This window comes from Yersinia alsatica, from assembly GCF_025133195.1.
Classification (GTDB): Bacteria; Pseudomonadota; Gammaproteobacteria; order Enterobacterales; family Enterobacteriaceae; genus Yersinia; species Yersinia alsatica.
The window spans coordinates 4,745,437-4,769,029 of record NZ_CP104006.1 but is presented as its reverse complement, the minus strand read 5'-3'; the positions used below and the strand labels follow the sequence as shown (position 1 = coordinate 4,769,029).

Here is a 23,593-nt window from a genome sequence, read left to right as displayed (position 1 = left end):
TGAAAGTCTCGTCTATGAAAGCCCTGTCCAAGTTGAAAGCAGAAGAAGGTATTTGGATGACCGAGGTGCCGCAGCCAGAGCTGGGACACAACGACATCATGATCAAAATTCGCAAAACAGCTATTTGTGGCACCGATGTGCATATCTATAACTGGGATGAATGGTCACAAAAAACTATCCCTGTTCCTATGGTGGTCGGCCATGAATATGTGGGTGAAATTGTCGCTATTGGTCAGGAAGTTAAAGGCTTTAATATTGGTGACCGGGTGTCTGGCGAAGGCCATATTACCTGCGGACATTGCCGTAACTGCCGTGGTGGTCGTACCCATCTTTGCCGCAATACTGTCGGTGTCGGTGTGAATCGCCCGGGCTCTTTTGCCGAATATCTGGTGATTCCTGCCTTTAATGCTTTCAAAATCCCCGACAATATCTCTGATGAGCTAGCCGCTATTTTTGACCCATTCGGTAATGCGGTACATACCGCGTTATCCTTTGATTTGGTTGGGGAAGATGTATTGGTCTCCGGTGCTGGTCCGATTGGCATTATGGCCGCTGCGGTGTGTAAGCATGTCGGTGCCCGCCATGTCGTTATCACTGATGTGAATGAATATCGTCTGGATCTGGCGCGCAAAATGGGTGTGACCCGCGCGGTTAACGTCACTAAAGAAAATCTAAATGATGTTATGGCTGAGCTGGGCATGACTGAAGGGTTTGATGTGGGGCTGGAAATGTCCGGTGCGCCGCCTGCATTCCGTACATTACTAAACTCAATGAATCACGGTGGGCGTATTGCGATGCTGGGAATACCGCCGTCTGACATGTCTATCGATTGGAATCAGGTGATTTTCAAGGGGCTGTTTATCAAAGGGATTTATGGCCGCGAGATGTTTGAAACCTGGTACAAAATGGCGGCATTGATTCAGTCTGGTTTGGATTTAACCCCGATTATCACTCACCGTTTCTCTATTGATGAATTCCAGCAAGGGTTTGATGCCATGCGCTCAGGTAAATCTGGGAAAGTGGTATTGAGTTGGGATTAACACTCATCCGCTGACTTCGGGTGGTTGGGATAGGTTGGCTCGCCACCTACCTGCAACTCCAATGGCTTTGGAGTGTCATCTGAAGTAGCACAAAATGGGGCAGTCAGTGATGGCTGCCCCATTGTTGTATCTATTTCTGGGGTGTTGATTTGCTTGCCGGTGGCTCTGTTTTTTCACTTTCAGGCACTACCGGCGCGGGTGGAAAATATTGTTGCCAATAGCGCTGCACAAAGGCGATTGCCGGGTTCTGCATCAAGCTCTCACCAATAATAGTAAACATCCTATCGGCGTAGATCTTCTCTGGTACATAGCTGGCTTTTGCATTGCATTGCTTGATAGCTTTCAGACGTTCATTTTTCGCCGGGAAGTGCGGTTTTGTCTTACCTGGTAAGACGCCGCTACTACCATTATTATTGCTTACCGGCTCATTGAGCAGTGCGCTAGGCCTGACTAATACGATATCCGCAGGCAACTGGGGCAACATTTGTTGCAGCACTTTAATGGTGGCTGGATGTGGGTGACCGATAGCAATCGCGGAGCCATTACGGCGTGCCAAATCTACTGCGCGATTAAATTGCTGGCGAATCGCCGCTTCGTTTTGCGAGTCATCTAAAAAGACTTTTCGCTTAATCACTTTGACGCCAGTCCCTTCGGCTGCCTTGCTGGCCTGACTATTACCGATGGTCACACTGTCGAGGAAATAGAGCTGATAATGTTCCAGTGTCTGCATCACTTTCTGCATACCGGGCAAGCTGGAGGTCATCGCGCTACCCATATGATTATTCATACCGGTTGCGTAGGGGACGTTATTCACCGCCTGACGAATGATACGCTGGATTTCTTCGCTGCTCATGGAGGGCTGCAAGGTATCGCGCTCCAATGGCTGTTTACTCAGCGGCGCCATCGGCAGGTGAATCAGGATTTCACGCCCTTGATTATGGGCTTTGACCGCCATCTCTTTGGCGTAAGGGGCATTAGGCAGGATTGCCACCGAAATGGGTAGCGGCATCTGTAATACCTTGTTTTCATTCTGGGGGCGATAACCAAAGTCATCAATAACAATTGAAAGTTTGCCCGCCTGTGCGGCATTGGCGATGAGCAGGGTGCTTACTATGATAAACCGACGTGTGTTGAAATAGCGCAATACATGTTCCCTAACGTTGTTCCCTATCTTCCTAACCAGGGTTGTGGGTTAACAGCTTGTCCCTGACGGCGGATTTCAAAATAGAGTGAGGGCTCACCCTGACCGCCACTGGTCCCAACCAGAGCAATTGGCTGGCCTGCTTTCACTTGCGCACCAACATTGACCAACGCACTCTGGTTGTAGCCATATAAACTCATATCCCCTTTTCCGTGCTCAACCACCACCACCAGGCCATAGCCTTGCAGCCAGTCGGCCAGTAGTACCCGGCCATCAGCGATCGCTTTGACTTCGCTGCCTTCTGGCGCGGAAATCACCATGCCTTTCCAGCGTAGCTCACCTTGCAACGCTTCACCGAAGCGGTGGGTCACATTGCCACGAACTGGCCAAACGGCTTGGGCACTTGGTCGCCCTAAACCGCCGGTTCTTGCCATTAATGAGCGTTCGCTTTCACTTGGCTTATAGCTGGAGCCGGTTTTCTTGGCTTGTTGTTCTTTGGCTTTCACTTGTTCACGTACGCGAGCCGCTTCTTTTGCTTCCCGCTCTGCTCGGGCTTTGGCTTCCCGCTCAGCTTTGGCAATTTGGTCGCGCAGACGTGATTCATTCAGTTTTAGCTCCGCCAGACCCTGCTGATCTTTTTCCAGCGAGGCTTCCAGCGAAGTCAGGGTTTTCTTACGTGCAGTACGTGCTTGCTCCAGCTTTTCTTGTTGAGTTTTTTGCTCATCCAACAACGTTTTTTGCTGATTTTTCTTTTGTTCCAGCGTCTTCTTCTCAGCAGACAAATCGGTACGAGTCTGTTCCAGCTCGATAATTGATTTTTGGCGGGCTTCATTGAGATAACTGAAATAGGCCAAAATACGCTCACTGCGCTGGCTCTCTTCACCACTTAAAATAAGCTGTAAACCGCTATGCTGGCCTTGTTTAAAGGCGGCATCGAGTTGTTTTGATAGCAGATCTTGCTGCTGGGATTGTTTGCTTTGTAGCTTGGCAATGGAAGCGTTAAGGCTGGAGATTTCTTTATCGAGTGTAGTCAGGGTGCCTTGGGTTTCACGCAGGCTACGGCTGGCCTGAGCTATGATATTTTCCTGCTGCTTCAGCTGATCGAGCAATGAACTGCGTTGCAGTTTCTGTTGCTGAACACTTTTTTCTTTCTCGGCGATATCCTGCTGAATAGTCTTCAACTGGGTTTTGTTATCTGCCGCTTTAGCGGCTGCCGGAGCATCAGCGGTATTGCCAGATAATGGCAACAACAATACGCCAGCGCAAAAAACGCTGGCGTACAGTGCTGACCACGGACGACGCACTATCTTAGCCGGCAATATAGAAGTGACCTCTTTATTGCCAGCAATGCTATCTGCCGTAACCATTGATATCGCAAATGACGCCTTTTCCTTCATAACGAAGGATTATTCCACGATGAACAGCGGCTTACCAGTCATCTCTTGCGGGATTTCCATTTCCATTAGTGACAACATGGTTGGTGCGATATCTGAAAGTTTGCCACCCTCGACCGCTTTAACCTCTTTGTTGCCGACATAAATCAGCGGAACAGGCAGGCTGGTATGGGCGGTGTGTGCCTGGCCAGTTGCTGGGTCACGCATCTGCTCAGCGTTGCCGTGGTCTGCGGTTATCAGCAATTGGCCATCAACGGCCTTCACTGCGGCAACCACTTGTTCAATGCAATTATCCAGTGTTTCTACTGCTTTTACCGCAGCATCATAATCACCGGTATGACCGACCATATCACCATTTGGATAGTTACAAATGATCACATCATATTTGCCGCTGGCGATAGCACCGACCAGTTTTTCGGTCAGTTCTGCAGAGCTCATTTCTGGTTGCAAGTCATAGGTTGCCACTTTCGGTGAGTTAATCAGAATGCGATCTTCACCTTTAAATGGCTCTTCAACGCCGCCGTTATAGAAGAAAGTGACGTGAGCATATTTTTCAGTTTCAGAAATACGAAGCTGAGTTTTGTCATGCTTCATCAACCATTCGCCAAAAGTATTCGTCAGTGATGCTGGTGGATAAGCACAAGCGACTTTAATATCCGCAGCATATTCAGTCAGCATTACGAAATCGCCGAAGTTAACCACTTTATCGCGTTTGAAACCGTCAAAATCAGCATTAACAAAGGTGCGAGTGATTTGACGGGCGCGGTCAGCACGGAAGTTCATAAAGATTAACGCGTCACCATCGTTCATGGCAGCATCAGCGTCGCCAGCTGCTTTAATGACGGTTGGTCTAACGAATTCGTCATTTTCATTGCGGGCATAGGCGGCTTGTAGACCAGTAACCGCGTTATCAGTGGTGAATTCGCCTTTGGCTTGAGTCAGTAAGTCGTAAGCCAGCTGTACACGATCCCAGCGGTTATCGCGGTCCATGGCATAGTAGCGGCCAATGATAGAGGCAATGCGGCCTTTACCCAGTTCAGCAAACTTCTCAGTGAATCGTTTCAGTGATGATTCAGCACTGCGCGGTGGTGTGTCGCGTCCATCGAGGAAGGCATGCAGATAAATTGCCGTTGCACCGCGTTTGGCTGCTAGCTCAACCATCGCCAGAATGTGGTCTTCGTGGCTGTGGACACCACCGGCAGACAGCAGACCCATGATATGGACAGCTTTACCTGCTTTAACCGCTTTATCAATGGCGGCAGTCAGGGTTGGGTTGGTGAAAAAGTCACCCTCTTTGATTTCTTTGTCGAGACGAGTCAAATCCTGATAAACAATACGACCCGCACCTAAGTTGACGTGGCCCACTTCAGAGTTACCCATCTGCCCATCAGGCAGACCCACATCCAGACCGGAAGCGGCAATCAATGTGTGAGGCTGTTGCTGCCATAAACGGTCCATAACTGGCGTTTTGGCATTCAGAATGGCGTTATCCTGTTGTTCTTCACGGTGGCCATAGCCGTCTAGAATAGTGAGAACCAGTGGTTTTTTAGTGCTCGACATTGCATAACCTTTTTATTATGTAGAAAGGCGGTAATTTACTACAAAACCGGTTAAAAATAGCCCAAAGAGATCAACATTGGGGTGAGGTTTTGGGGAAATATCATCAAAGCGGTGATAAAACTTCCCGAGATTGCTCGCAGTTTCTGCAATAGCGCTTGCATATTGGCTGTATTTGCCGCAACGCGCAGGTATACTCTGTCACCTTGAATATTATCCCCTAACTAACGGGAGTTTTTACCCCCATGTTGCAAGAAATTATGCAATTCATTAGCCAGCATCCAGTTTTGAGTCTGGCTTGGGTGGCGTTGTTCGTCGCCGTAATTTTCACCAGCTTTAAAACGACACTGTCAAAAGTGAAAGAGATTACCCGTGGTGAAGCGACTCGTCTGATTAACAAAGAAGATGCGGTTGTGGTTGATATCCGCACCCGTGATGATTACCGCAAGGGCCATATCGCCAGTTCTATCAATTTGCTGCCAAGTGATATCAAAAACGGCAGTCTGGGCGAGTTGGAAAAGCACAAAGCACAGCCTATTATTGTAGTTTGTGCCACCGGGACAACCTCCCGTGCTTCCGCTGACCTGCTGAATAAAGCCGGTTTTGAGCGCGTGTTTACCTTGAAAGAGGGTATCGCTGGTTGGAGTGGTGAGAATCTGCCACTGGCGCGCGGTAAGTAATTGCTATAATAATTCGCTATATCAATAGATTATAAATTTAACTGAGGTGTACCCATGGCGAAAATTGAGATTTATACCAAAGCAACCTGCCCATACTGCCATCGTGCTAAAGCACTGTTGAACAGCAAAGGTGCGGCTTTCCATGAAATCGCAATTGATAATGACCCGGCTAAACGTGAAGAGATGATTGCTCGTAGCGGACGGACGACGGTACCTCAGATATTTATTGATGGGCAGCATATCGGTGGCTGTGATGATTTACATGCCCTGGATGCGCGCGGTGGGCTTGACCCGCTGCTTTAACTCGCCAGTGGGTCCCATTAAATTAATGGACAGAGCCCACGGCGGCAGTGCTGTTTAATAAGGACGTCTAACTTTAGGGTATCTATACACATGTCAGAACAAAACAACACCGAGATGGCTTTCCAGATCCAACGTATCTACACCAAGGATATCTCCTTCGAAGCACCTAATGCTCCGCAGGTTTTCCAGCAGGATTGGCAGCCAGAAGTTAAACTTGATCTTGATACTGCTTCCAGTCAGCTGGCTGAAGATGTGTATGAAGTGGTACTGCGTGTGACGGTAACGGCTTCTTTGGGCGAAGAAACTGCATTTCTGTGTGAAGTTCAGCAGGGCGGTATCTTCTCTGTTGCTGGTATCGAAGGCACCCAACTGGCGCATTGCTTAGGTGCATACTGCCCGAACATTTTGTTCCCGTATGCGCGTGAATGCATCACTAGCTTGGTTTCTCGCGGTACTTTCCCACAGCTGAATCTGGCACCGGTTAACTTTGATGCCCTGTTCATGAACTATCTGCAACAGCAGGCTGAAGGCGAAGGTGCTGAACAACGTCAGGATGCCTGATGAACACCACCCATGCTTCAATGACTGTAATCGGTGCCGGATCTTACGGCACCGCATTAGCCATTACGCTGGCGCGTAATGGCCATCAAGTCGTGTTATGGGGTCATGACCCTAAGCACATTCAGGTTCTACAACAAGACCGTTGTAACCAAGCCTTCCTGCCCGATGTTCCTTTCCCGGATACTCTGTTACTGGAAACTGATCTCACCCGTGCGCTGGCAGCCAGTCGTGATGTGCTGGTGGTCGTGCCAAGCCATGTTTTCGGCGCGGTATTAAACCAGTTAAAACCTCATTTACGCCCAGATGCGCGCATTGTTTGGGCAACTAAAGGACTTGAGGCAGAAACTGGCCGCTTACTTGCAGATGTGGCGCGAGAAGTTCTGGGAGAGACCATCCCGCTGGCGGTGATTTCCGGCCCAACCTTTGCCAAAGAGCTGGCTGCGGGTCTACCCACGGCAATTGCGCTGGCATCAACGGATGTGCAATTTAGCGAAGATCTACAACAGTTATTGCACTGTGGCAAAAGCTTCCGGGTTTACAGTAATCCTGATTTTATCGGGGTGCAGCTGGGCGGCGCGGTTAAAAACGTGATTGCCATTGGTGCCGGGATGTCTGATGGCATTGGTTTTGGCGCAAATGCTCGTACTGCCTTGATAACCCGTGGCTTGGCTGAAATGTCTCGTCTGGGTGCGGCATTAGGTGCGGATCCCTCCACCTTTATGGGCATGGCAGGGTTAGGTGATTTGGTGCTAACCTGCACGGATAATCAATCCCGTAACCGCCGGTTTGGTATCATGCTAGGCCAGGGATTGGGCGTACAAGAAGCGCAGGACAAAATTGGTCAGGTGGTTGAAGGTTACCGCAATACCAAGGAAGTTCTGGCATTAGCGCAGCGCCATGGTGTCGAGATGCCAATAACCGAACAAATTTATCAGGTGTTGTATTGCCACAAAAATGCCCGTGAAGCGGCGCTGACTTTATTGGGTCGGACCAAAAAAGATGAGAAAAGCGGCATTTGATAGATTGGGCGGGTTAGCTGCAATAAAATAATAATGATATACCCAATGTCATGGGGGGCCGCTCCCATGAAGAGGGTATGAGTTGCTTTGGTCGTTCCCCAAAGCGGCTCGTTTATGGGCAGGAGTATGCAATGTCGTCAGAAGAGTTAGAGCTGGTCTGGAGTAGCATTAAATCAGAAGCTAGAGCACTGGCAGAGTGTGAACCGATGCTGGCGAGTTTTTTTCACGCGACATTATTGAAGCATGAAAATTTAGGCAGTGCGCTGAGCTATATTCTGGCGAATAAGTTAGCTAATCCCATCATGCCCGCTATTGCTATCCGTGAAGTGGTTGAAGATGCCTATCGTGCTGATGCACAGATGATCGTCTCTGCTGCGCGCGATATTCTGGCTGTACGGTTGCGTGACCCCGCGGTTGACAAATATTCCACGCCATTACTGTACCTGAAGGGCTTCCATGCTTTACAGGCCTACCGCATTGGTCATTGGTTGTGGGCGCAAGATCGCAAAGCGTTGGCTATTTACCTGCAAAATCAAGTCTCTGTCGCTTTTGGAGTGGATATTCACCCTGCGGCGACTATTGGTTGCGGCATCATGCTAGACCACGCCACCGGCATCGTGATTGGTGAAACTGCGGTGGTTGAAAATGATGTTTCCATCCTGCAATCCGTTACCTTGGGTGGGACTGGCAAAACCAGTGGTGATCGCCATCCGAAGATCCGCGAAGGTGTGATGATTGGCGCTGGTGCGAAAATCTTGGGAAACATTGAAGTTGGACGCGGTGCTAAAATTGGTGCTGGGTCAGTAGTGTTGCAAGCCGTACCTGCTCACACGACTGCCGCCGGTGTTCCCGCCCGCATTGTTGGCAAGCCGGAGAGTGACAAACCCTCGCTGGATATGGACCAGCATTTCAATGGGATGAGCCACGGTTTTGAGTACGGCGACGGTATCTGAACCCCTTCGTCCTTGAAGCCGCAGGGTTGTTGGCTACGTTCGCTCACCCGAATCACTTACTCGTGTAAGCTCATCGGGACTGGTTCACTTGCGCCTACCTGCAACTCCAATAGCTTTGGCCCATATTTTATATGGGCAGCTTCCTAGCCCGGCTGCTAGCTTTCTTGCTACTCTTTCAGTAACGCACCCGGATAACCCAATTGTCGCCAAGCTTCATACACCACCACCGATACTGCATTTGACAGATTCATGCTGCGGCTATCGGCTTGCATTGGAATTCTGATTTTCTGTTGAGCCGGTAATGCATCTAGCACAAAGGGCGGTAAGCCACGAGTTTCGGGGCCAAACAGCAGATAGTCATTAACTTGATAGCTGACGGCGCTGTGAGCGGGTGTCCCTTTGGTCGTCAGTGCAAATAAACGGGCCGATTGTGGGCCGGTCGATTGCGCGCCATCGAGGTTTTCACTGTCAAGAAAAGCCTGATAATCATGGTGATGCTTAATGTTAGCAAACTCATGGTAATCAAGACCCGCACGGCGTAAGCGTTTGTCATCCCAAGTGAAACCTAAAGGTTTAATCAGGTGGAGCTGGCAACCGGTATTGGCACATAACCGGATAATATTGCCGGTATTCGGCGGGATCTCGGGTTCAAATAAAACGATATTAAGCATATGTCCCCCAATAATAAGGGGCGCAGGATATCAGAAACCCCCGCGCAGTGCAGCGGTTGAGCCGTAAAACAAAAATTTAAAAGCAAGGAGCGGAGAGCACAAGCAGCGGTGGTTTTATATGCTGGCCGCTACAGTCAGTATCAAAGGGGTATTCATCATGAAATCAGCGAAAGGATGGTTAGACATTACGCAAGACTCGCGTTTTATCGCTGTGATTAATCGCGATAAGGCGGCTGATGGTCAGTTTGTTTATGCAGTGAAAACCACCGGAGTGTATTGCCGACCCTCTTGCTCCTCCCGTCAGGCTAAAGCCGAACATATTGAATTCTTTGCTGATAACCATGCCGCCGAGCTTGCGGGCTATCGCCCTTGCAAGCGGTGCCGCCCCACTGAGTTATCCCAAGAGCAGCAGCATGCCGAAAAAATTAGCCAGGCATGCCGCTTAATTGAGCAAGCCGAAACGCCATTTAAGCTTGAAGAGTTGGCAGCAAAGCTGGGCCTTAGCGCTTTCCATTTCCATCGGTTATTTAAAGCCTTCACCGGGCTTACCCCCAAGGCGTATGCCGTTGCCACTCGCAGTGCGCGAGTTCGCACACAATTAGCGGGGCAAGGTTCGGTGACTGACGCAATTTATGACGCCGGTTATAACTCTAATGGCCGTTTTTATGAGCAATCGAATCAATTATTAGGGATGACGCCGACCCGCTATCGTAAAGGTGGGCGTGATGTCAGACTGCATTTTGCAGTTGGTGAGAGCGCCCTTGGGGCCATTTTAGTGGCAAAAAGTGAGCTGGGAATCTGTGCCATTTTACTGGGCGATGACCCGCTGCCGCTGGTGCAGCAATTACAGGACAAATTTCCTCATGCCGAGTTAATTGGTGGTGATGCTGAGTTTGAGCAATGGTTTGCTCAAGTGGTGGGGCTGGTCGAAGCCCCTCAGATCGGGCTTGATTTACCATTGGATATCCGCGGTACCGCCTTTCAGCAACGAGTATGGCAGGCGTTACGCGCAATACCGGTGGGTAAGACCGCCAGCTATGCCGAGATTGCGACGCAGGTCGGCTCACCAAAAGCGGTACGGGCTGTTGCTGGCGCTTGTGCCGCCAATATATTGGCCGTCGCTATTCCTTGCCACCGAGTCATTCGTCAGGATGGAGCATTGTCAGGTTATCGCTGGGGCGTTGAGCGCAAGAAACGGTTATTGGAACAAGAAGCCGGGATATTGGCAAAGCAGGACAAATAGCTGAAAAAGTTTTGAAAGCCGAAGATCTGCCCGATCCAACATGATCGGGCAACTCGAAGCGGTCATCCCCTTTGCACTTGGCTAACAACCTCACAGCTTCAAGTGCAAAGGGGTGATAGCTATTTGAGTGGGTGCAGCGGCAACCAGATTATCAAGCGTAAACCACCTAATGGGCTATCTTCGGCTCGTACCCATCCACGGTGCTGATTAACCGCAGTTTCGACAATCGCCAACCCCAAGCCTGTTCCACCAGATTCACGATCACGCGCTTCATCTGTGCGGTAGAACGGCCTGAATATCTGTTCACGATCTTCTGGGCTGACTCCCGGGCCATCATCATCCACAGTGATAGTAATACCCTGATTATCCGAGCTGAATGCCACGGCAATGTGATGGTGAGAATAACGCAGTGCATTACGCACGATATTCTCCAGCGCACTGTCGAGGGCCGCAGGGTTGCCAAATAACGTCCATGGCCCCGGTGGTGCGGTCACCTCCAGTGTTTTACCCATTTGATCGGCTTCGAACTGCGCGTTTTCCAGCACATCAGACCACAAATCATTAGCTTTAATCGGCTCACGGTGTAGCTCACTTTTATGCTGACTGCGAGATAGCACCAGTAAGTCATTGATCATACTATCTAAACGCTGCGCTTCCATTTCGATACGTTCCAGCTCTTTCCCCTCGCCATGGCGGCGGCGCAGTAGCGCGGTAGCCAGTTGCAAGCGCGTCAGCGGGGTACGTAGTTCATGGGAAATATCAGAAATCAGCCGTTGTTGGGCGACCACCATCCTATCGAGAGCGCCGATCATCTGGTTGAAACTGGCCCCGGTGGCCAAAAATTCTTGTGGCCCGGACTCCAGCTCTGGGTGCGGTTTCAAATTGCCCCGCGCCACATCATCAGCAGCATTTTTCAGCTTACGCGCCGGTTTCGCCAGACTCCATGCCAGCCATAACAGCAGGGGAGCACTGATCAGCATCGTGGCAATCAATAGCAGCAGCGGCCGGTCAAACATCAGGTTGATAAAATCAGACTGTGGGCTGCTGGCTGGGCGAATCAGATAAAGTTGGTAATTATCTTCCCCATCACGGATGGAGAAAGGGCCGACCATCTCGATGCGGCCATACTTTTTCTTTTTCGGCTGGTCTGAGTTATCTGACTGGCCGATGAAATTACGCACAATTTGCATTTCGTGACGTTGAGCACCAATAACGCGGCCCTCTGTGGTCACTAACACTAAATGCTGGCCCGGCGGTGCCCATTTTTCGATAGCGCGATACAGCCTACGCCACCACATTAGGTCATTGGCCGGGTCACTTGCCAGCTCAGCTTCGATATGCTGCTCCAGCATCGTTCCCTGGCGCTGTTCACTTTCGAGCAAGGTCGTCATTTGGCGCGAATCAAGTTTGGGTACCATCAGCACCAGCATTAATACCAGTGCTAAGGTAAACCAAAAAATAGCAAAAATTCGCGCCGTTAAACTGTTAATCATGTTTCAGAAACCATCAGATACCCGCGACCACGCAGGGTTTTAAACCAAGGTAACCCGTCTTTGCGGTCCGGCAACTTACGGCGCAGGTTTGAAATGTGCATATCAATGGCACGGTCAAAAGGTGTCAATCGTTTCCCCAGCACTTCCTGGCTGAGGTGTTCTCGCGATACCACCTGACCAAGGTGCTGGGCCAGTAGGTAGAGCAAGGTAAATTCAGTTCCGGTTAATTCTAGCGACTGGCCTTCAAAGCTCGCTTCCTGGCGGCCCGGATTCAATTGCAGGCAATCAACCTCCAGTGTTGGCGCGCCTTGGTCGATATTTTGTTGCTGCTCACTCCAGTTCGAGCGGCGCAAAATGGCACGGATACGTGCGACAAGCTCACGATCATTAAAGGGTTTGGCCAGATAATCATCGGCACCCAACTCCAAACCCAGTACCCGATCCAGTTCGCTGCCACGGGCAGTAAGCATAATCACCGGGGTCTGGTGGTGTTGGCGTAATTCTTTCAATGTTTCGATACCATTTTTACGTGGCATCATAATATCGAGTAATAACAAGTCGATAGAGTTATCCAGCAAGTTTAATGCCTGCTCACCATCGTGAGCAACAACCACATTAAAACCTTCCATTTCCAGTAATTCTTTCAACAGCGACGTCAGTTCACGGTCATCATCGACTAATAGGATTTTATGCATGATTGTTTCTCCTCTTGACGCAAAATACGTTATCAATTGCCGGTATTCCATGACTTTACTTAGCTTTACATGCCCTGACTCCAGTTTTACATCCCACTGACGCTAGTTTGCAGCCGGACCGATAGACTGCTTCTCATTGAATCGCATAGCAGCAAATCGCTTAGCAGATAGAACCCAGGAGTTTAATGATGCGCAAAGTAACTAAAGTATCAACGTTAATCATGGCGTCAATGTTAGTTCTCGGCTCCCACGCCGCGTTCGCCGCTGATAAAACCGGAACCACTGATGGCTGGTGCCACGGTGACGGTACGATGATGAACAAGAAAGACGGTCGCGGTCACCATAACATGTTTGATGGCGTCAATCTGACTGAACAGCAACGCCAGCAAATGCGCGACTTAATGCGCCAGTCTCGTCAAGGCCAACCTCGTATGGACATGGCAGACCGAGAAGCCATGCACAAGCTGGTTACCGCCGATAAATTCGATGAAGCCGCGGTAAGAGCACAAGCCGAGAAAATGTCCAAAAACCAAATTGATCGTCAGGTCGAAATGGCCAAAGTCCGTAACCAAATGTTTAACTTGCTCACTCCAGAGCAAAAAGCTGTCCTGAACCAAAAGCACCAGCAGCGCATTGAGAAAATGCAGCAGGCGCCAGCACCAGCAGTAGAACAACCCGCTTCTGCCCAGAAGTAGTAGTACCTAGTAATACCCAGTAGTACCCTGTTTTCCTTGCCATAGACACCATCCCTGTCTTTCCCCGCCATGATGGCGGGGCTTTTTTTTGTCCATTTCCGTTATACTGATCATCCTTAAATATCATTTGGGATGAGTTATGGATCCGCAATATGGGCGACTGGTTAAAGCCGCTGCACTGAGTGCCACTGCGCTGGCATCAATCTTACTGATTATTAAAATTTTTGCCTGGTGGCATACCGGGTCGGTAAGTTTGTTGGCGGCGTTAGTTGACTCGCTGGTGGATCTGGCAGCCTCTCTGACAAACCTTTTTGTGGTGCGCTACTCCCTGCAGCCTGCTGATGAAGAACATACTTTTGGTCATGGTAAAGCCGAATCCTTGGCGGCATTGGCGCAAAGTATGTTTATCTCTGGCTCGGCGCTATTCTTGTTCTTGACCGGTTTCCAGCATTTAGCTTCGCCGGAGCCGTTGCAAGATCCTAGTATAGGTATCTGGGTAACGTTAGTCGCATTATTCAGTACACTGATATTAGTCACATTTCAGCGCTGGGTGGTACGAAAAACGCAAAGTCAGGCTATTCGGGCCGATATGTTGCACTATCAATCTGATGTCATGATGAATGGTGCTATTCTTATTGCATTGGCATTGAGTTGGTATGGTTTTCATCGTGCGGATGCACTGTTCGCCTTGGGTATCGGTGTTTATATCCTCTACAGCGCATTGCGGATGGGGTATGAGGCGGTGCAAGCTTTGCTGGACCGGGCATTACCTGATGATGAGCGGCAGGAAATTATCGATATCGTGATGTCATGGCCGGGTGTCATTGGCGCCCATGACTTACGAACCCGCCAGTCGGGGCCGACCCGCTTTATTCAGCTTCATCTCGAAATGGAAGACATGCTGCCATTGATGAAAGCGCATGTTTTAGCGGAGCAGGTCGAGCGGGCATTGTTGCATCGCTTCCCCGGCGCTGATGTACTTATCCATCAAGATCCCAGCTCTGTGGTGCCAAAAGAGCGTCATGCGCATTGGGAGTTATAATTTCTTCATCGATTATTGCTACATTAACTATTGTGACATTAGCGGCAGGTAAATTGTGGTTACACAATGGTTAGGCTATGAAGAAAATACCGCCAAATGGCATGACTTGAATCAATTCAGCTTGGTGTTTTTGCTATAATATTCGATATTAAGCTCATAAAGCTGATTTTCTGTACTGTTCACCTGTGCAAGACATAATCGGCAAATAAAGAATTTTAAAAAATCGCATCTACAAGTTCAGAGGTAGTCATGGTCAAGAAAATCGGTGTACTCACAAGCGGCGGTGACGCGCCTGGTATGAATGCAGCCATTCGTGGGGTTGTTCGTGCAGCTTTGTCAGCAGGATTAGAAGTTTACGGTATTGAAGATGGCTATCTTGGCTTGTACGAAAACCGTATGAGAAAGCTGGACCGCTATAGTGTGTCCGATATGATTAACCGCGGCGGTACCTTCTTAGGTTCTGCGCGTTTCCCTGAATTCCGTGATCCGGAAAAACGCAAAGTTGCGCTCCAGAATATGAAAGACCGTGGTATCGATGGCCTGGTGGTTATCGGTGGTGACGGTTCTTATGCCGGTGCAGACTTGCTGACCAAAGAAGGCGGCATTCACTGCATCGGTTTACCAGGTACTATCGATAACGATGTGGCCGGTACTGACTACACTATCGGTTTCTTCACCGCTTTAAGTACTGTGGTTGAAGCTATTGACCGCTTGCGTGATACCTCCTCTTCACATCAACGTATTTCTATCGTTGAAGTGATGGGCCGTTATTGCGGTGATTTGACTCTGGCGGCGGCCATTGCCGGGGGTTGTGAATTTATTGCTATCCCTGAAGTTGAATTCAAACGTGATGATTTGGTTGAAGAAATCAAAGCCGGTATCGCCAAAGGCAAGAAGCACGCTATCGTTGCCATCACTGAAAAACTGGATGATATCGACGAGCTGGCTAAATATATCGAGAAAGAAACGGGCCGTGAAACCCGTGGTACCGTATTGGGCCATATCCAGCGCGGCGGTGCTCCAGTCGCCTATGACCGTATTTTGGCCTCCCGCATGGGGGCTTATGCGGTTGACCTGCTATTGCAGGATCATGACTATAAGCAAGGCGGTTTCTGCGTCGGCGTACAGAACGAGAAAATGGTGCATGAATTAATCTCTGTTTGTATCGCACCAGAGAACAAGAAAAGTAAATTTAAAGAAGATTGGTACGACACGGCGAAAAAACTGTTCTAAAACAGGAAATAGCCTGAAAAGAAAGCCTCCGCTCGCGGGGGCTTTTTGCATTTAATTCCCGGTATATTTCGTATTGATATAATCAAAACTTTTTTATTCTTTAATTGAGTGAAAAGTTTCTGGCACGCTCTGTATCAAGCCAACCAATTGGGTTGATTAGAATTTAGGTTAATAACATTAGGTTAATAACAATAAATCTGGGAGCGGGTCGATGCGTAAATGGGGTGTAGGTCTGTCATTGCTGCTGCTGGCATCAGGTGCCATGGCAAAAGATATTCAATTGTTGAATGTGTCATATGATCCAACACGTGAATTTTATCAAGAATATAACCAGGCATTTAGTAAGCACTGGCAAGAACAGACCGGCGATAAGGTGACAGTGCGTCAATCACATGGCGGTTCTGGTAAACAGGCGACCTCGGTTATTAATGGTATTGAAGCTGATGTTGTGACTCTGGCTCTGGCTTATGACGTCGATGCTATTGCTGAGCGTGGTCGTATTGATAAAAATTGGATCAAGCGCCTGCCGGATAACTCCGCGCCTTACACCTCAACGATCGTATTCCTGGTACGTAAAGGAAATCCGAAGCAAATTCATGATTGGTCAGATTTAGTGAAACCGGGAGTCTCGGTTATTACTCCGAATCCAAAAACATCTGGTGGGGCGCGCTGGAATTATTTAGCGGCGTGGGGTTATGCGCTAGAGCATAACAATAACGATCAGGCCAAGGCACAAGAGTTTGTCAAAACACTGTACAAAAATGTCGAGGTACTGGATTCCGGCGCACGTGGCGCGACCAATACCTTTGTTGAACGTGGCATTGGTGATGTATTGATTGCCTGGGAAAATGAAGCTCTGTTGGCTGTCAATGAAGTAGGTAAAGACCAATTTGAGATAATCACGCCAAGTGTCTCTATTTTGGCTGAGCCGACGGTATCCGTAGTAGATAAAGTGGTCGATAAGCGCGGTACTCGTGAAGTGGCAGATGCTTATTTGAAATATCTCTACTCACCTGAAGGCCAGACCATTGCTGCGAAGAATTACTATCGCCCACGTGATCCCGCGGTTGCTGCCAAGTTTGCCAATGAATTCCCGCAACTGAAGTTGTTTACCATTGATGAAGTGTTTGGTGGTTGGACTAAAGCACAGCAGGTGCACTTTGCTACCGGTGGTGTGTTTGATGAAATCAGTAAGCGTTAAAATTAATTAAGAGTTAACTCAGCGCCCGTAGGTTAATGCTTACGGGCGTTTTGTTTTACAAATTAAATACCTTTATTGATTACACCAATACTCTCATTACTTTCACTATTTCTCTCATTCTTATAGATAAGAACTCCCTGATTCGGCAGACAGAGCTAAATGCGCTATTTGTTTATCTCGATTGATTGAGTTGATAATTTTATAGGGAGAGGGATATGCAAATCGGTAATAGCAATAGCAGCTTAAATTCAATTCTTGAAAGTGATGATAAACAGCCTTTATTAGACGAATTACCGGATAGATATACTACGCAGACGGAGTGCAAAATAGTTGAGCCACTTGGTTCTTCATATGAATTATTAGGATCTGAGTATTTGAGTAGTATTGAGAGCTATAAACCGCCGGTAGTAATAGAAAATGAAAAGATTCTCTCTGGTGTAAAACTAAGCAACTACGTAAGTAATGTAAATAAATACGTAGAGAGCAAGGAAATGAATAGTAAAAATAGCTATGTAGAGAATTATTTGTTAGAAAACGTCAATCGTAATGGTAAAGCTCCTCTATTATTGCGGCCTTTGGCTGCGTTACTTGCTTTATTTGGGATTCATGGTTTTGGTCAACAAAATTGTGTGTCTTGTGCCACCGCTGTTATTGATTCATTAGAAAACAACATGCCCGTGATCGCACTATCTAATTTGCGGGGAGCCACTGTTGCCGCCAATATGGTCACACGCCTCCATGAAGGGATATCCACGGAGGAGTTGATCGATCAATTAAGCCATTATAAAAAAAGTGATGAACTCAATACTCTTCTCGCCATTCGCCGCCCAGCAATAATGCGTATGCTACCAGGTGCGACACAAGGGCATGCTTGTAATCTAATTAAGTTTAAAGACAGCAATGTTATTCATTTTCTTGATACTCAAAAGAGAACGCATTTTAGCTGTAACGTGGATCAGGTGGCAGAAAAGAGCGTTGAGATAAATAAATTCATCGGTTCAGTGGGGGCTGGGGGGATTGATGTATGGAAAGGCAGGCCGAAAGACATATATATAAAGCCGGAGCAATAACCCCGGCTTTATAAGCAACTTAAAAGCAACAATTAGGCTTTTTTAGCTTTTGCAGCAGCTTTCACGATAACAGCGAAAGCATCCGCTTTCAGTGATGCACCGCCAACCAGCGCGCCGTCGATATCCGGCTGGGTGAACAGTTCTGCTGCATTTTTATCATTAACAGAACCGCCGTACTGAATGATAACTTGTGCAGCAACAGCAGCATCTTGCTTAGCAATATGGTCACGGATGAATTTGTGAACGGCTTGAGCTTGTGCTGGAGTTGCTGATTTACCGGTACCGATAGCCCAGATTGGCTCATAAGCGATAACTGCGCCTTCAAATGCTTTTACACCCAAGGTGTTCAGCACGGCATCCAGTTGTTTAGCGCAAACAGCTTCAGTTTGGCCTGCTTCGTTTTCGGCTTCAGATTCACCGATACACAATACAGGGATCAGACCCGCTTCTTTCAACACGCCGAATTTCTTCGCGATGAATTCATCACTTTCTTTGTGATAAGTACGACGCTCAGAGTGGCCAATAATGATGTATTGCGCGCCAATATCTTTCAGCATTTCAGCAGAGGTTTCGCCGGTAAATGCGCCAGACAGATTCACATCAACATTCTGTGCGCCCAGAGCGATACGGCTGCCCGCTAATGCATGTTTAGCTTGGCTCAGGTAGATAGCGGGTGGGGCAATAGCCACGCCACAACCTTCAACGGTGCTCAATTCTTTACGCAGGCCAGCGATAAGCTCGTTAACCATGTGAGTGCTACCGTTCAGTTTCCAGTTACCCATAACTAATGGATGACGCATGTTTCTTCCTCCAACAAGGGGACGCGAGGGTCAATAATAATGACTGCCCGACAGGCAGTTTACCTGTCCAACAGTATAGAGATGATTAGCGGCAATGGCTTTGCTTTTCGTCATTAATTGCGGCGAGATTATGCGTCAGATAGTGACAGCTTAATCGGTTCAACAGCGAAGGTAAGCCCTTTTTCGCCGTTATCTGCTACAACATAGCGAATTGCGCCGACAGAATGGGCATAGAAAGACGAGCCTTTGCCTTGCGTCAGCAGTTGCTGCACATTGTCGAGGCTTTGTTCGACGGTCAGTGTCGGTTCAAACTGGCGCATTAGTGCTGCCATGTAATTGACGGCGACTCGTCGAGCGGCTTTTTCTTCATTTCCTTTGATCGGCAAGTAAGTAATCTGGATGGTCTTAATCTTACCGGTGCCCTTCTCCAAGGCGGTTGAAGCATAAAGGTTTTCATTAATTTTACTGGCCGCACGAGTCAGCGGCGGGGCATCATCTTTTACGGTGATAGCATGAAACTCACTGATGGGAAGTGTCGGATTGGCATGATTATAGCGCTCACGAAATTTCACCAGTGTTAAATCAAAAGTGGGTGCACCGGAGAGCAAATAAGGGGCCGTCGGCTGCGTCTCTTCTGTTGGTTGAGCACTGCCATCGGTGGGATCGGCATGAGCGCGACTCACCGTTGCGACCAGCAGCAGTATTGTCAGCATTGCGGTTATTTCATTTCTCATGACTTACGCCGTGGTTCGAAGTGTATAGGGGGATTAAAGCGGTAATCGATGGTGATTGTCAAAATTCACTGCAAAGATTATAGGTTAGTTGGGGTGTTAGGTTACACTTTGGCAAAATTATATCAGGTATATGGATTGAGTCATCGATGACAATACAGCAATGGTGTTTCTCGTTTAGAGGCCGTATCGGGCGACGAGATTTTTGGATCTGGATTGGCTTGTGGCTACTGGCAATGCTGGTTATTTTTACTCTGGCAGGGAAGGACTTGATACCCATTCAAACCGCTGCTTTTGCTATCGTTTTTTTGCTGTGGCCTACGGCGGCAGTGGTGGTCAAACGGCTTCATGATCGTAATAAAGCGGGTTGGTGGGCGTTATTGGTCGTATTGGCCTGGATGCTGATGGCCGGCAACTGGCAGATGTTAGCCCCTATTTGGCAATGGGGGGTGGGGCGATTTATTCCCACGCTTATCATTGTCATGATGTTTATCGACTGTGGAGCATTTCTAGGGACTGATGGTGATAACCGTTTTGGCCCAGAAGCGGTGCCAGTGAAGTTTATTGCCGAGAAAGCACAATAAATACGGCGCAGCGGTAAAATAAGAGGGCGCGATTGCGCCCTTTCATATTTGTTACGCTTTGTTGCCAATACTGCCTGTTACCAATACTGCTCGCTAGTCATATGCCCCGGCTTGCGGCGCAAATGTTTACGCATCTCGCGTTGCTCTTTCAGCAGTTGCTGAGTATCACGCACCATCTGCGGGTTACCGCACAGCATTACATGGCTGTCTTGTGCATCAATTTTCAAGCCGACAGCCGCTTCCAGTGAGCCGTTCTCAATCAGCGCGGGAACTCGGCCAGTTAATGAGCCGGGGGATTCTTCGCGGCTCACCACCGTCTGGATACGCAGCTTGCCATTATAACGTTGCTCAAGTTGTTGCATGAGTGGCAGATAACTGAGATCACGGGCAAAGCGGGCAGCATGAACCAGCACGATATTTTTGAAGCGCTCTAAATCGCGCCCTTCTTGCAAGATAGACAGATAAGGCCCAATTGCGGTGCCGGTTGCCAGCATCCATAACGTATCGCAATCTGGTATCTCTTCCAGCACAAAGAAGCCAGCGGCCTGTTTGGTGACCATCACTTCGCTACCCACTGCCAGTTGGTCCAGCCGTGGACTGAGTTTCCCCTCTGGTACTGTTACCAGATAAAACTCCAGATTATCGTCGCTCGGCGCATTGACATAGGAGTAGGCCCGCTGCACCCGCTCACCATTAATATCTAATGCCAACTTGGCAAATTGGCCAGCAGTAAAGGGATCGACGGGCGCATTGACCCGAATACTAAACAACGCGTCGGTCCAGTGTTCGACGTGAGTAATCTTGCCACTAACCCATTCAGCCATAATGATGGTCCCTGTTATTCAGTGATGCCAAAAGCGCAGACGGTATTTTAGGGGATCTCGTTGAAAAGTATTATCGATTAAATGTTATCCCCGAGTTCCTTGATGCCATCTGTCAATCTGGACACTTTAGTTTACGTCTTTGGTGTTTTTCTCTGCCAGTTAGCTATTTGGCAATATGTCATGCTGACTCGCTAAAAAATCTAAATTTGTTAGCTTATGCGCCAACAGTGAGGTGTGTCGCAAAATACGGCTTTTTAGCGCTTAAGTGTGACACGTAGTCCGGCTAACAAATTAGTTAAGATAATGAGAAAAATAGAGAATTTCCACCTGCTGGTTATGTTGATTCTGTTGGTTGCGGTTGGTCAAATGGCGCAAACCATTTATGTGCCGGTTATCGCGGATATCGCCCGTGATTTATCCGTTCGTACTGGTGTGGTACAGCGCGTGATGGCGGCATATTTGCTGACCTATGGCTTCTCGCAATTAATCTATGGCCCGCTCTCTGACCGAGTTGGACGTCGTCCGGTTATTTTGGCGGGTATGATGATATTTATGCTGGGCGCATTGGGAGCCTGGCTATCGAGTAGTTTGACGATGCTGGTGGCCGCCAGTGCTTTGCAGGGAATGGGCACCGGGGTTGCGGGGGTAATGGCGCGAACCATGCCGCGAGATTTATATGCAGGCACTGCGCTGCGCTATGCCAATAGCATGTTAAATATGGGGATTTTGGTTAGCCCATTAATGGCCCCGGTTATCGGTGGGGTGCTGGCCAGTCTGTTTGGTTGGCGTGCATGCTATGCGTTTCTGCTCTTTTTATGTGGCGGAGTAGCATTTTGTATGTTCCGCTGGTTGCCAGAAACCCGTCCACAGCAAACTGAGAAACGGCGAATGTTAGCCAGCTTCCGTTTGCTGCTATCTGACCGCGCTTTTAGCTGCTATTTGGTGATGCTGATTGGGGCGCTGGCAGGGATTGCGGTCTTTGAAGCCAGCGCTGGCGTGCTGATGGGCGGGGTACTGGGGTTGAGTGGGGTTACGGTCAGTATTTTATTTATTCTGCCAATTCCTGCGGCTTTCTTTGGCGCATGGTATGCCGGTCGTGATGGCAAAACCTTCCATAGCCTGATGTGGCACTCAGTGATTAGCTGCTTATTGGCTGGGTTAATGATGTGGATACCAGGCTGGTTTGGCATTATGAATATTTGGACATTGGTGATACCGGCGGCGCTATTCTTCTTCGGCGCTGGGATGTTGTTCCCGCTGGCCACCACCGGTGCTATGGAGCCTTTCCCTTATTTGGCGGGAGCTGCCGGGGCTTTAGTTGGCGGCTTGCAGAATATCGGGTCAGGTTTAGCGACTTGGTTGTCAGCTATGTTGCCACAAACCGGGCAGTTCAGTTTGGGGCTGCTGATGTTTGCTATGGCGGTGTTGATTTTGTTGTGCTGGTGGCCATTATCTCATCGGATGCAACCGCAAGAACACCGTGCTTAATTGATCAGAATCCGAGAATAAAAACGGGCATCGCTTGAATGTGATGCCCGTTTTTAATTAATGGCAGTAATGTGTGCGAGCCGGATTACAGCAAGAATTCATGCAGCGCCGGGTCTTTGCGGTCAAGGAAATGGGTGGAGCGAATACGACGGATAGTGCGAGATTTACCGCGGATTAGCAGTGTCTCGGTGGTCGCCATGTTCCCTTTGCGGTAAATACCTTCCAGCAAATCGCCTTTGGTAATCCCGGTGGCAGAGAAAATCACATTGTCATTACGGGCCATATCACCCAGCAGCAACACTTTGCCTGCCTCAATGCCCATAGATTTGCAGCGCACTAATTCTTGTTCACCGATACGGCGGTTGTCTTCGTTATCGCCTTTTACCTGATGGCGCGGCAATAAACGGCCTTGCATGTCGCCATCCAGTGCACGGATCACCGCCGCTGAAATTACCCCTTCAGGCGCACCGCCGATGCAGTACATCACATCCACTTCACTTTCTGGCATGCAGGTCAAAATAGAGGCCGCGACATCACCGTCTGGAATAGCGAACACTTTTACGCCAAGTTGCTGCATTTCGGCGATGATACCGTCATGGCGCGGCTTTGCCAGCGTGATAACGGTTAAATCGGTCAAGGGTTTATTCATCTTGATGGCGATATTGCGCAAATTGAGTTCTAGTGGCAGGTTAAGATCAATAGCCCCTTTTGCGCCGGGGCCAACCACCAGTTTTTCCATATACATATCCGGCGCATGTAAAAATGTGCCTTTGTCTCCCACTGCCAATACGGCCAGTGCATTGGCTTGCCCCATGGCGGTCATGCGAGTGCCTTCAATGGGGTCAACCGCGATATCAACAGCATCGCCTTGACCAGTACCGACATGCTCACCGATAAACAGCATCGGCGCTTCATCGATCTCACCTTCACCAATAACAATCTGCCCATCAATATTCACTTGATTAAGCATAATACGCATGGCTCGTACAGCCGCGCCGTCGGCAGCATTTTTATCGCCCCGACCCAGCCACTTATAACCTGCCAGCGCGGCAGCTTCAGTGACACGGGAAAACTCGATGGCTAATTCACGTTTCATGGTTAGACCTGTTGATTGCACAATGGAAGAACGGGATATGAGCGGGAATTCTAACACATTGAAGAATGAGCAGAGGGGA

Annotated in this window: 24 protein-coding genes; 14 read left to right on the top strand and 10 right to left on the bottom strand. The window is 48.8% G+C overall.

The genetic code is table 11. The features are described from left to right. Positions 1–14: 14 nt before the first annotated feature. Positions 15–1,040, top strand: coding sequence for an L-threonine 3-dehydrogenase (gene tdh / locus N0H69_RS21555; protein ID WP_050110457.1), 1,026 nt, complete (start codon positions 15–17; stop codon positions 1,038–1,040). A gap of 130 nt (positions 1,041–1,170) precedes the next feature. Here tdh and N0H69_RS21550 read toward each other — a convergent pair whose 3' ends face one another. The 3 genes from N0H69_RS21550 to gpmM are packed head-to-tail and all read right to left on the bottom strand — an operon-like array spanning position 1,171 to position 5,135. Next, entirely contained in the window at positions 1,171–2,184 is a 1,014-nt protein-coding gene (locus tag N0H69_RS21550) for a divergent polysaccharide deacetylase family protein (protein WP_050152110.1), read from the bottom strand. A gap of 23 nt (positions 2,185–2,207) precedes the next feature. After that, positions 2,208–3,578: a murein hydrolase activator EnvC gene (gene envC, locus N0H69_RS21545; RefSeq protein WP_050152111.1), complete on the bottom strand. Its 1,371-nt coding sequence runs from the start codon at positions 3,576–3,578 to the stop codon at positions 2,208–2,210. A 9-nt stretch (positions 3,579–3,587) separates the two neighbouring features. Then, entirely contained in the window at positions 3,588–5,135 is a 1,548-nt protein-coding gene (gene gpmM / locus N0H69_RS21540) for a 2,3-bisphosphoglycerate-independent phosphoglycerate mutase (RefSeq protein ID WP_050110425.1), read from the bottom strand. A gap of 242 nt (positions 5,136–5,377) precedes the next feature. Between gpmM and N0H69_RS21535 the strand changes: the two genes are divergently transcribed. The 5 genes from N0H69_RS21535 (at position 5,378) to cysE (ending at position 8,648) form a co-directional block, all read left to right on the top strand. Continuing rightward, complete coding sequence (locus N0H69_RS21535) at positions 5,378–5,812, top strand: rhodanese-like domain-containing protein (protein WP_050110426.1); 435 nt, start codon at positions 5,378–5,380, stop codon at positions 5,810–5,812. Positions 5,813–5,866: 54 nt separating this feature from the next. Further along, complete coding sequence (grxC, locus tag N0H69_RS21530) at positions 5,867–6,115, top strand: glutaredoxin 3 (protein WP_050110427.1); 249 nt, start codon at positions 5,867–5,869, stop codon at positions 6,113–6,115. A gap of 90 nt (positions 6,116–6,205) precedes the next feature. Continuing rightward, positions 6,206–6,676, top strand: a complete 471-nt coding sequence (gene secB / locus N0H69_RS21525) for a protein-export chaperone SecB (protein ID WP_050101086.1) — start codon at positions 6,206–6,208, stop codon at positions 6,674–6,676. Continuing rightward, positions 6,676–7,695: an NAD(P)H-dependent glycerol-3-phosphate dehydrogenase gene (gpsA, locus tag N0H69_RS21520; protein WP_050110428.1), complete on the top strand. Its 1,020-nt coding sequence runs from the start codon at positions 6,676–6,678 to the stop codon at positions 7,693–7,695. The genes secB and gpsA overlap by 1 nt, the downstream gene beginning before the upstream one ends. 131 nt (positions 7,696–7,826) lie before the next feature. Continuing rightward, entirely contained in the window at positions 7,827–8,648 is an 822-nt protein-coding gene (cysE, locus tag N0H69_RS21515) for a serine O-acetyltransferase (protein ID WP_050101084.1), read from the top strand. Positions 8,649–8,815: 167 nt separating this feature from the next. On the opposite strand, the gene trmL is transcribed toward cysE, so the two are convergent. After that, a complete protein-coding gene (gene trmL / locus N0H69_RS21510; RefSeq protein WP_050110429.1) occupies positions 8,816–9,319 on the bottom strand; it encodes a tRNA (uridine(34)/cytosine(34)/5-carboxymethylaminomethyluridine(34)-2'-O)-methyltransferase TrmL in 504 nt (167 codons plus the stop codon). Between the two features lie 157 nt (positions 9,320–9,476). On the opposite strand from trmL, the gene ada reads away from it, so the two are divergent. Continuing rightward, positions 9,477–10,562, top strand: coding sequence for a bifunctional DNA-binding transcriptional regulator/O6-methylguanine-DNA methyltransferase Ada (ada, locus tag N0H69_RS21505; RefSeq protein ID WP_072077672.1), 1,086 nt, complete (start codon positions 9,477–9,479; stop codon positions 10,560–10,562). Between the two features lie 119 nt (positions 10,563–10,681). Here the strand turns inward: ada and cpxA are convergent, their stop codons facing one another. Beyond that, entirely contained in the window at positions 10,682–12,055 is a 1,374-nt protein-coding gene (gene cpxA, locus N0H69_RS21500) for an envelope stress sensor histidine kinase CpxA (protein WP_050152113.1), read from the bottom strand. Continuing rightward, positions 12,052–12,750: an envelope stress response regulator transcription factor CpxR gene (gene cpxR / locus N0H69_RS21495; protein ID WP_004710507.1), complete on the bottom strand. Its 699-nt coding sequence runs from the start codon at positions 12,748–12,750 to the stop codon at positions 12,052–12,054. Before cpxR ends, cpxA begins: the two co-directional genes overlap by 4 nt. Positions 12,751–12,938: 188 nt before the next feature. Here cpxR and cpxP point away from each other — a divergent pair, with 188 nt between their 5' ends. From cpxP to N0H69_RS21470, 5 genes are all read left to right on the top strand, one after another. After that, positions 12,939–13,445 (top strand): cell-envelope stress modulator CpxP, encoded by a 507-nt coding sequence (cpxP, locus tag N0H69_RS21490; protein ID WP_050152114.1) that lies wholly within the window; start codon positions 12,939–12,941, stop codon positions 13,443–13,445. A gap of 139 nt (positions 13,446–13,584) precedes the next feature. Then, positions 13,585–14,487, top strand: coding sequence for a CDF family cation-efflux transporter FieF (fieF, locus tag N0H69_RS21485; RefSeq protein ID WP_050152115.1), 903 nt, complete (start codon positions 13,585–13,587; stop codon positions 14,485–14,487). A gap of 249 nt (positions 14,488–14,736) precedes the next feature. Then, positions 14,737–15,720, top strand: a complete 984-nt coding sequence (gene pfkA, locus N0H69_RS21480) for a 6-phosphofructokinase (RefSeq protein ID WP_050152116.1) — start codon at positions 14,737–14,739, stop codon at positions 15,718–15,720. A 211-nt stretch (positions 15,721–15,931) separates the two neighbouring features. After that, positions 15,932–16,921 carry a sulfate ABC transporter substrate-binding protein gene (locus N0H69_RS21475; RefSeq protein ID WP_050110435.1) on the top strand — a complete coding sequence of 330 codons (990 nt, stop codon included), beginning with the start codon at positions 15,932–15,934 and terminating at the stop codon, positions 16,919–16,921. A gap of 215 nt (positions 16,922–17,136) precedes the next feature. Continuing rightward, entirely contained in the window at positions 17,137–17,991 is an 855-nt protein-coding gene (locus N0H69_RS21470) for a hypothetical protein (RefSeq protein ID WP_050135769.1), read from the top strand. A gap of 32 nt (positions 17,992–18,023) precedes the next feature. Here N0H69_RS21470 and tpiA read toward each other — a convergent pair whose 3' ends face one another. After that, entirely contained in the window at positions 18,024–18,791 is a 768-nt protein-coding gene (gene tpiA, locus N0H69_RS21465) for a triose-phosphate isomerase (protein ID WP_004710520.1), read from the bottom strand. A 128-nt stretch (positions 18,792–18,919) separates the two neighbouring features. Next, positions 18,920–19,525, bottom strand: coding sequence for a DUF1454 family protein (locus N0H69_RS21460; RefSeq protein ID WP_050110438.1), 606 nt, complete (start codon positions 19,523–19,525; stop codon positions 18,920–18,922). 146 nt (positions 19,526–19,671) lie between these two features. On the opposite strand from N0H69_RS21460, the gene N0H69_RS21455 reads away from it, so the two are divergent. Continuing rightward, positions 19,672–20,106 carry a DUF805 domain-containing protein gene (locus tag N0H69_RS21455; protein WP_050110439.1) on the top strand — a complete coding sequence of 145 codons (435 nt, stop codon included), beginning with the start codon at positions 19,672–19,674 and terminating at the stop codon, positions 20,104–20,106. 77 nt (positions 20,107–20,183) lie between these two features. On the opposite strand, the gene fpr is transcribed toward N0H69_RS21455, so the two are convergent. Next, on the bottom strand, positions 20,184–20,930 hold the full coding sequence (gene fpr, locus N0H69_RS21450; RefSeq protein WP_050152117.1) for a ferredoxin--NADP(+) reductase: 747 nt from the start codon (positions 20,928–20,930) through the stop codon (positions 20,184–20,186). A gap of 303 nt (positions 20,931–21,233) precedes the next feature. On the opposite strand from fpr, the gene emrD reads away from it, so the two are divergent. Beyond that, a complete protein-coding gene (gene emrD, locus N0H69_RS21445; RefSeq protein ID WP_050110441.1) occupies positions 21,234–22,418 on the top strand; it encodes a multidrug efflux MFS transporter EmrD in 1,185 nt (394 codons plus the stop codon). An 85-nt stretch (positions 22,419–22,503) separates the two neighbouring features. Here the strand turns inward: emrD and glpX are convergent, their stop codons facing one another. Further along, positions 22,504–23,514, bottom strand: coding sequence for a class II fructose-bisphosphatase (gene glpX / locus N0H69_RS21440; protein ID WP_050152118.1), 1,011 nt, complete (start codon positions 23,512–23,514; stop codon positions 22,504–22,506). Positions 23,515–23,593: the final 79 nt, after the last annotated feature.

Bases quoted from the DNA above. Each gene is read 5' to 3' on its own strand.
- N0H69_RS21460 (WP_050110438.1), bottom strand. From the start codon at position 19,525: ATGAGAAATGAAATAACCGCAATGCTGACAATACTGCTGCTGGTCGCA.
- trmL (WP_050110429.1), bottom strand. From the start codon at position 9,319: ATGCTTAATATCGTTTTATTTGAACCCGAGATCCCGCCGAATACCGGC.
- N0H69_RS21535 (WP_050110426.1), top strand. From the start codon at position 5,378: ATGTTGCAAGAAATTATGCAATTCATTAGCCAGCATCCAGTTTTGAGT.
- N0H69_RS21470 (WP_050135769.1), top strand. From the start codon at position 17,137: ATGCAAATCGGTAATAGCAATAGCAGCTTAAATTCAATTCTTGAAAGT.
- tpiA (WP_004710520.1), bottom strand. From the start codon at position 18,791: ATGCGTCATCCATTAGTTATGGGTAACTGGAAACTGAACGGTAGCACT.
- cpxA (WP_050152113.1), bottom strand. From the start codon at position 12,055: ATGATTAACAGTTTAACGGCGCGAATTTTTGCTATTTTTTGGTTTACC.
- envC (WP_050152111.1), bottom strand. From the start codon at position 3,578: ATGAAGGAAAAGGCGTCATTTGCGATATCAATGGTTACGGCAGATAGC.
- secB (WP_050101086.1), top strand. From the start codon at position 6,206: ATGTCAGAACAAAACAACACCGAGATGGCTTTCCAGATCCAACGTATC.
- grxC (WP_050110427.1), top strand. From the start codon at position 5,867: ATGGCGAAAATTGAGATTTATACCAAAGCAACCTGCCCATACTGCCAT.
- N0H69_RS21475 (WP_050110435.1), top strand. From the start codon at position 15,932: ATGCGTAAATGGGGTGTAGGTCTGTCATTGCTGCTGCTGGCATCAGGT.
- ada (WP_072077672.1), top strand. From the start codon at position 9,477: ATGAAATCAGCGAAAGGATGGTTAGACATTACGCAAGACTCGCGTTTT.
- emrD (WP_050110441.1), top strand. From the start codon at position 21,234: ATGAGAAAAATAGAGAATTTCCACCTGCTGGTTATGTTGATTCTGTTG.
- fpr (WP_050152117.1), bottom strand. From the start codon at position 20,930: ATGGCTGAATGGGTTAGTGGCAAGATTACTCACGTCGAACACTGGACC.
- gpsA (WP_050110428.1), top strand. From the start codon at position 6,676: ATGAACACCACCCATGCTTCAATGACTGTAATCGGTGCCGGATCTTAC.
- pfkA (WP_050152116.1), top strand. From the start codon at position 14,737: ATGGTCAAGAAAATCGGTGTACTCACAAGCGGCGGTGACGCGCCTGGT.
- N0H69_RS21455 (WP_050110439.1), top strand. From the start codon at position 19,672: ATGACAATACAGCAATGGTGTTTCTCGTTTAGAGGCCGTATCGGGCGA.
- cpxP (WP_050152114.1), top strand. From the start codon at position 12,939: ATGCGCAAAGTAACTAAAGTATCAACGTTAATCATGGCGTCAATGTTA.
- gpmM (WP_050110425.1), bottom strand. From the start codon at position 5,135: ATGTCGAGCACTAAAAAACCACTGGTTCTCACTATTCTAGACGGCTAT.
- cpxR (WP_004710507.1), bottom strand. From the start codon at position 12,750: ATGCATAAAATCCTATTAGTCGATGATGACCGTGAACTGACGTCGCTG.
- tdh (WP_050110457.1), top strand. From the start codon at position 15: ATGAAAGCCCTGTCCAAGTTGAAAGCAGAAGAAGGTATTTGGATGACC.
- fieF (WP_050152115.1), top strand. From the start codon at position 13,585: ATGGATCCGCAATATGGGCGACTGGTTAAAGCCGCTGCACTGAGTGCC.
- glpX (WP_050152118.1), bottom strand. From the start codon at position 23,514: ATGAAACGTGAATTAGCCATCGAGTTTTCCCGTGTCACTGAAGCTGCC.
- cysE (WP_050101084.1), top strand. From the start codon at position 7,827: ATGTCGTCAGAAGAGTTAGAGCTGGTCTGGAGTAGCATTAAATCAGAA.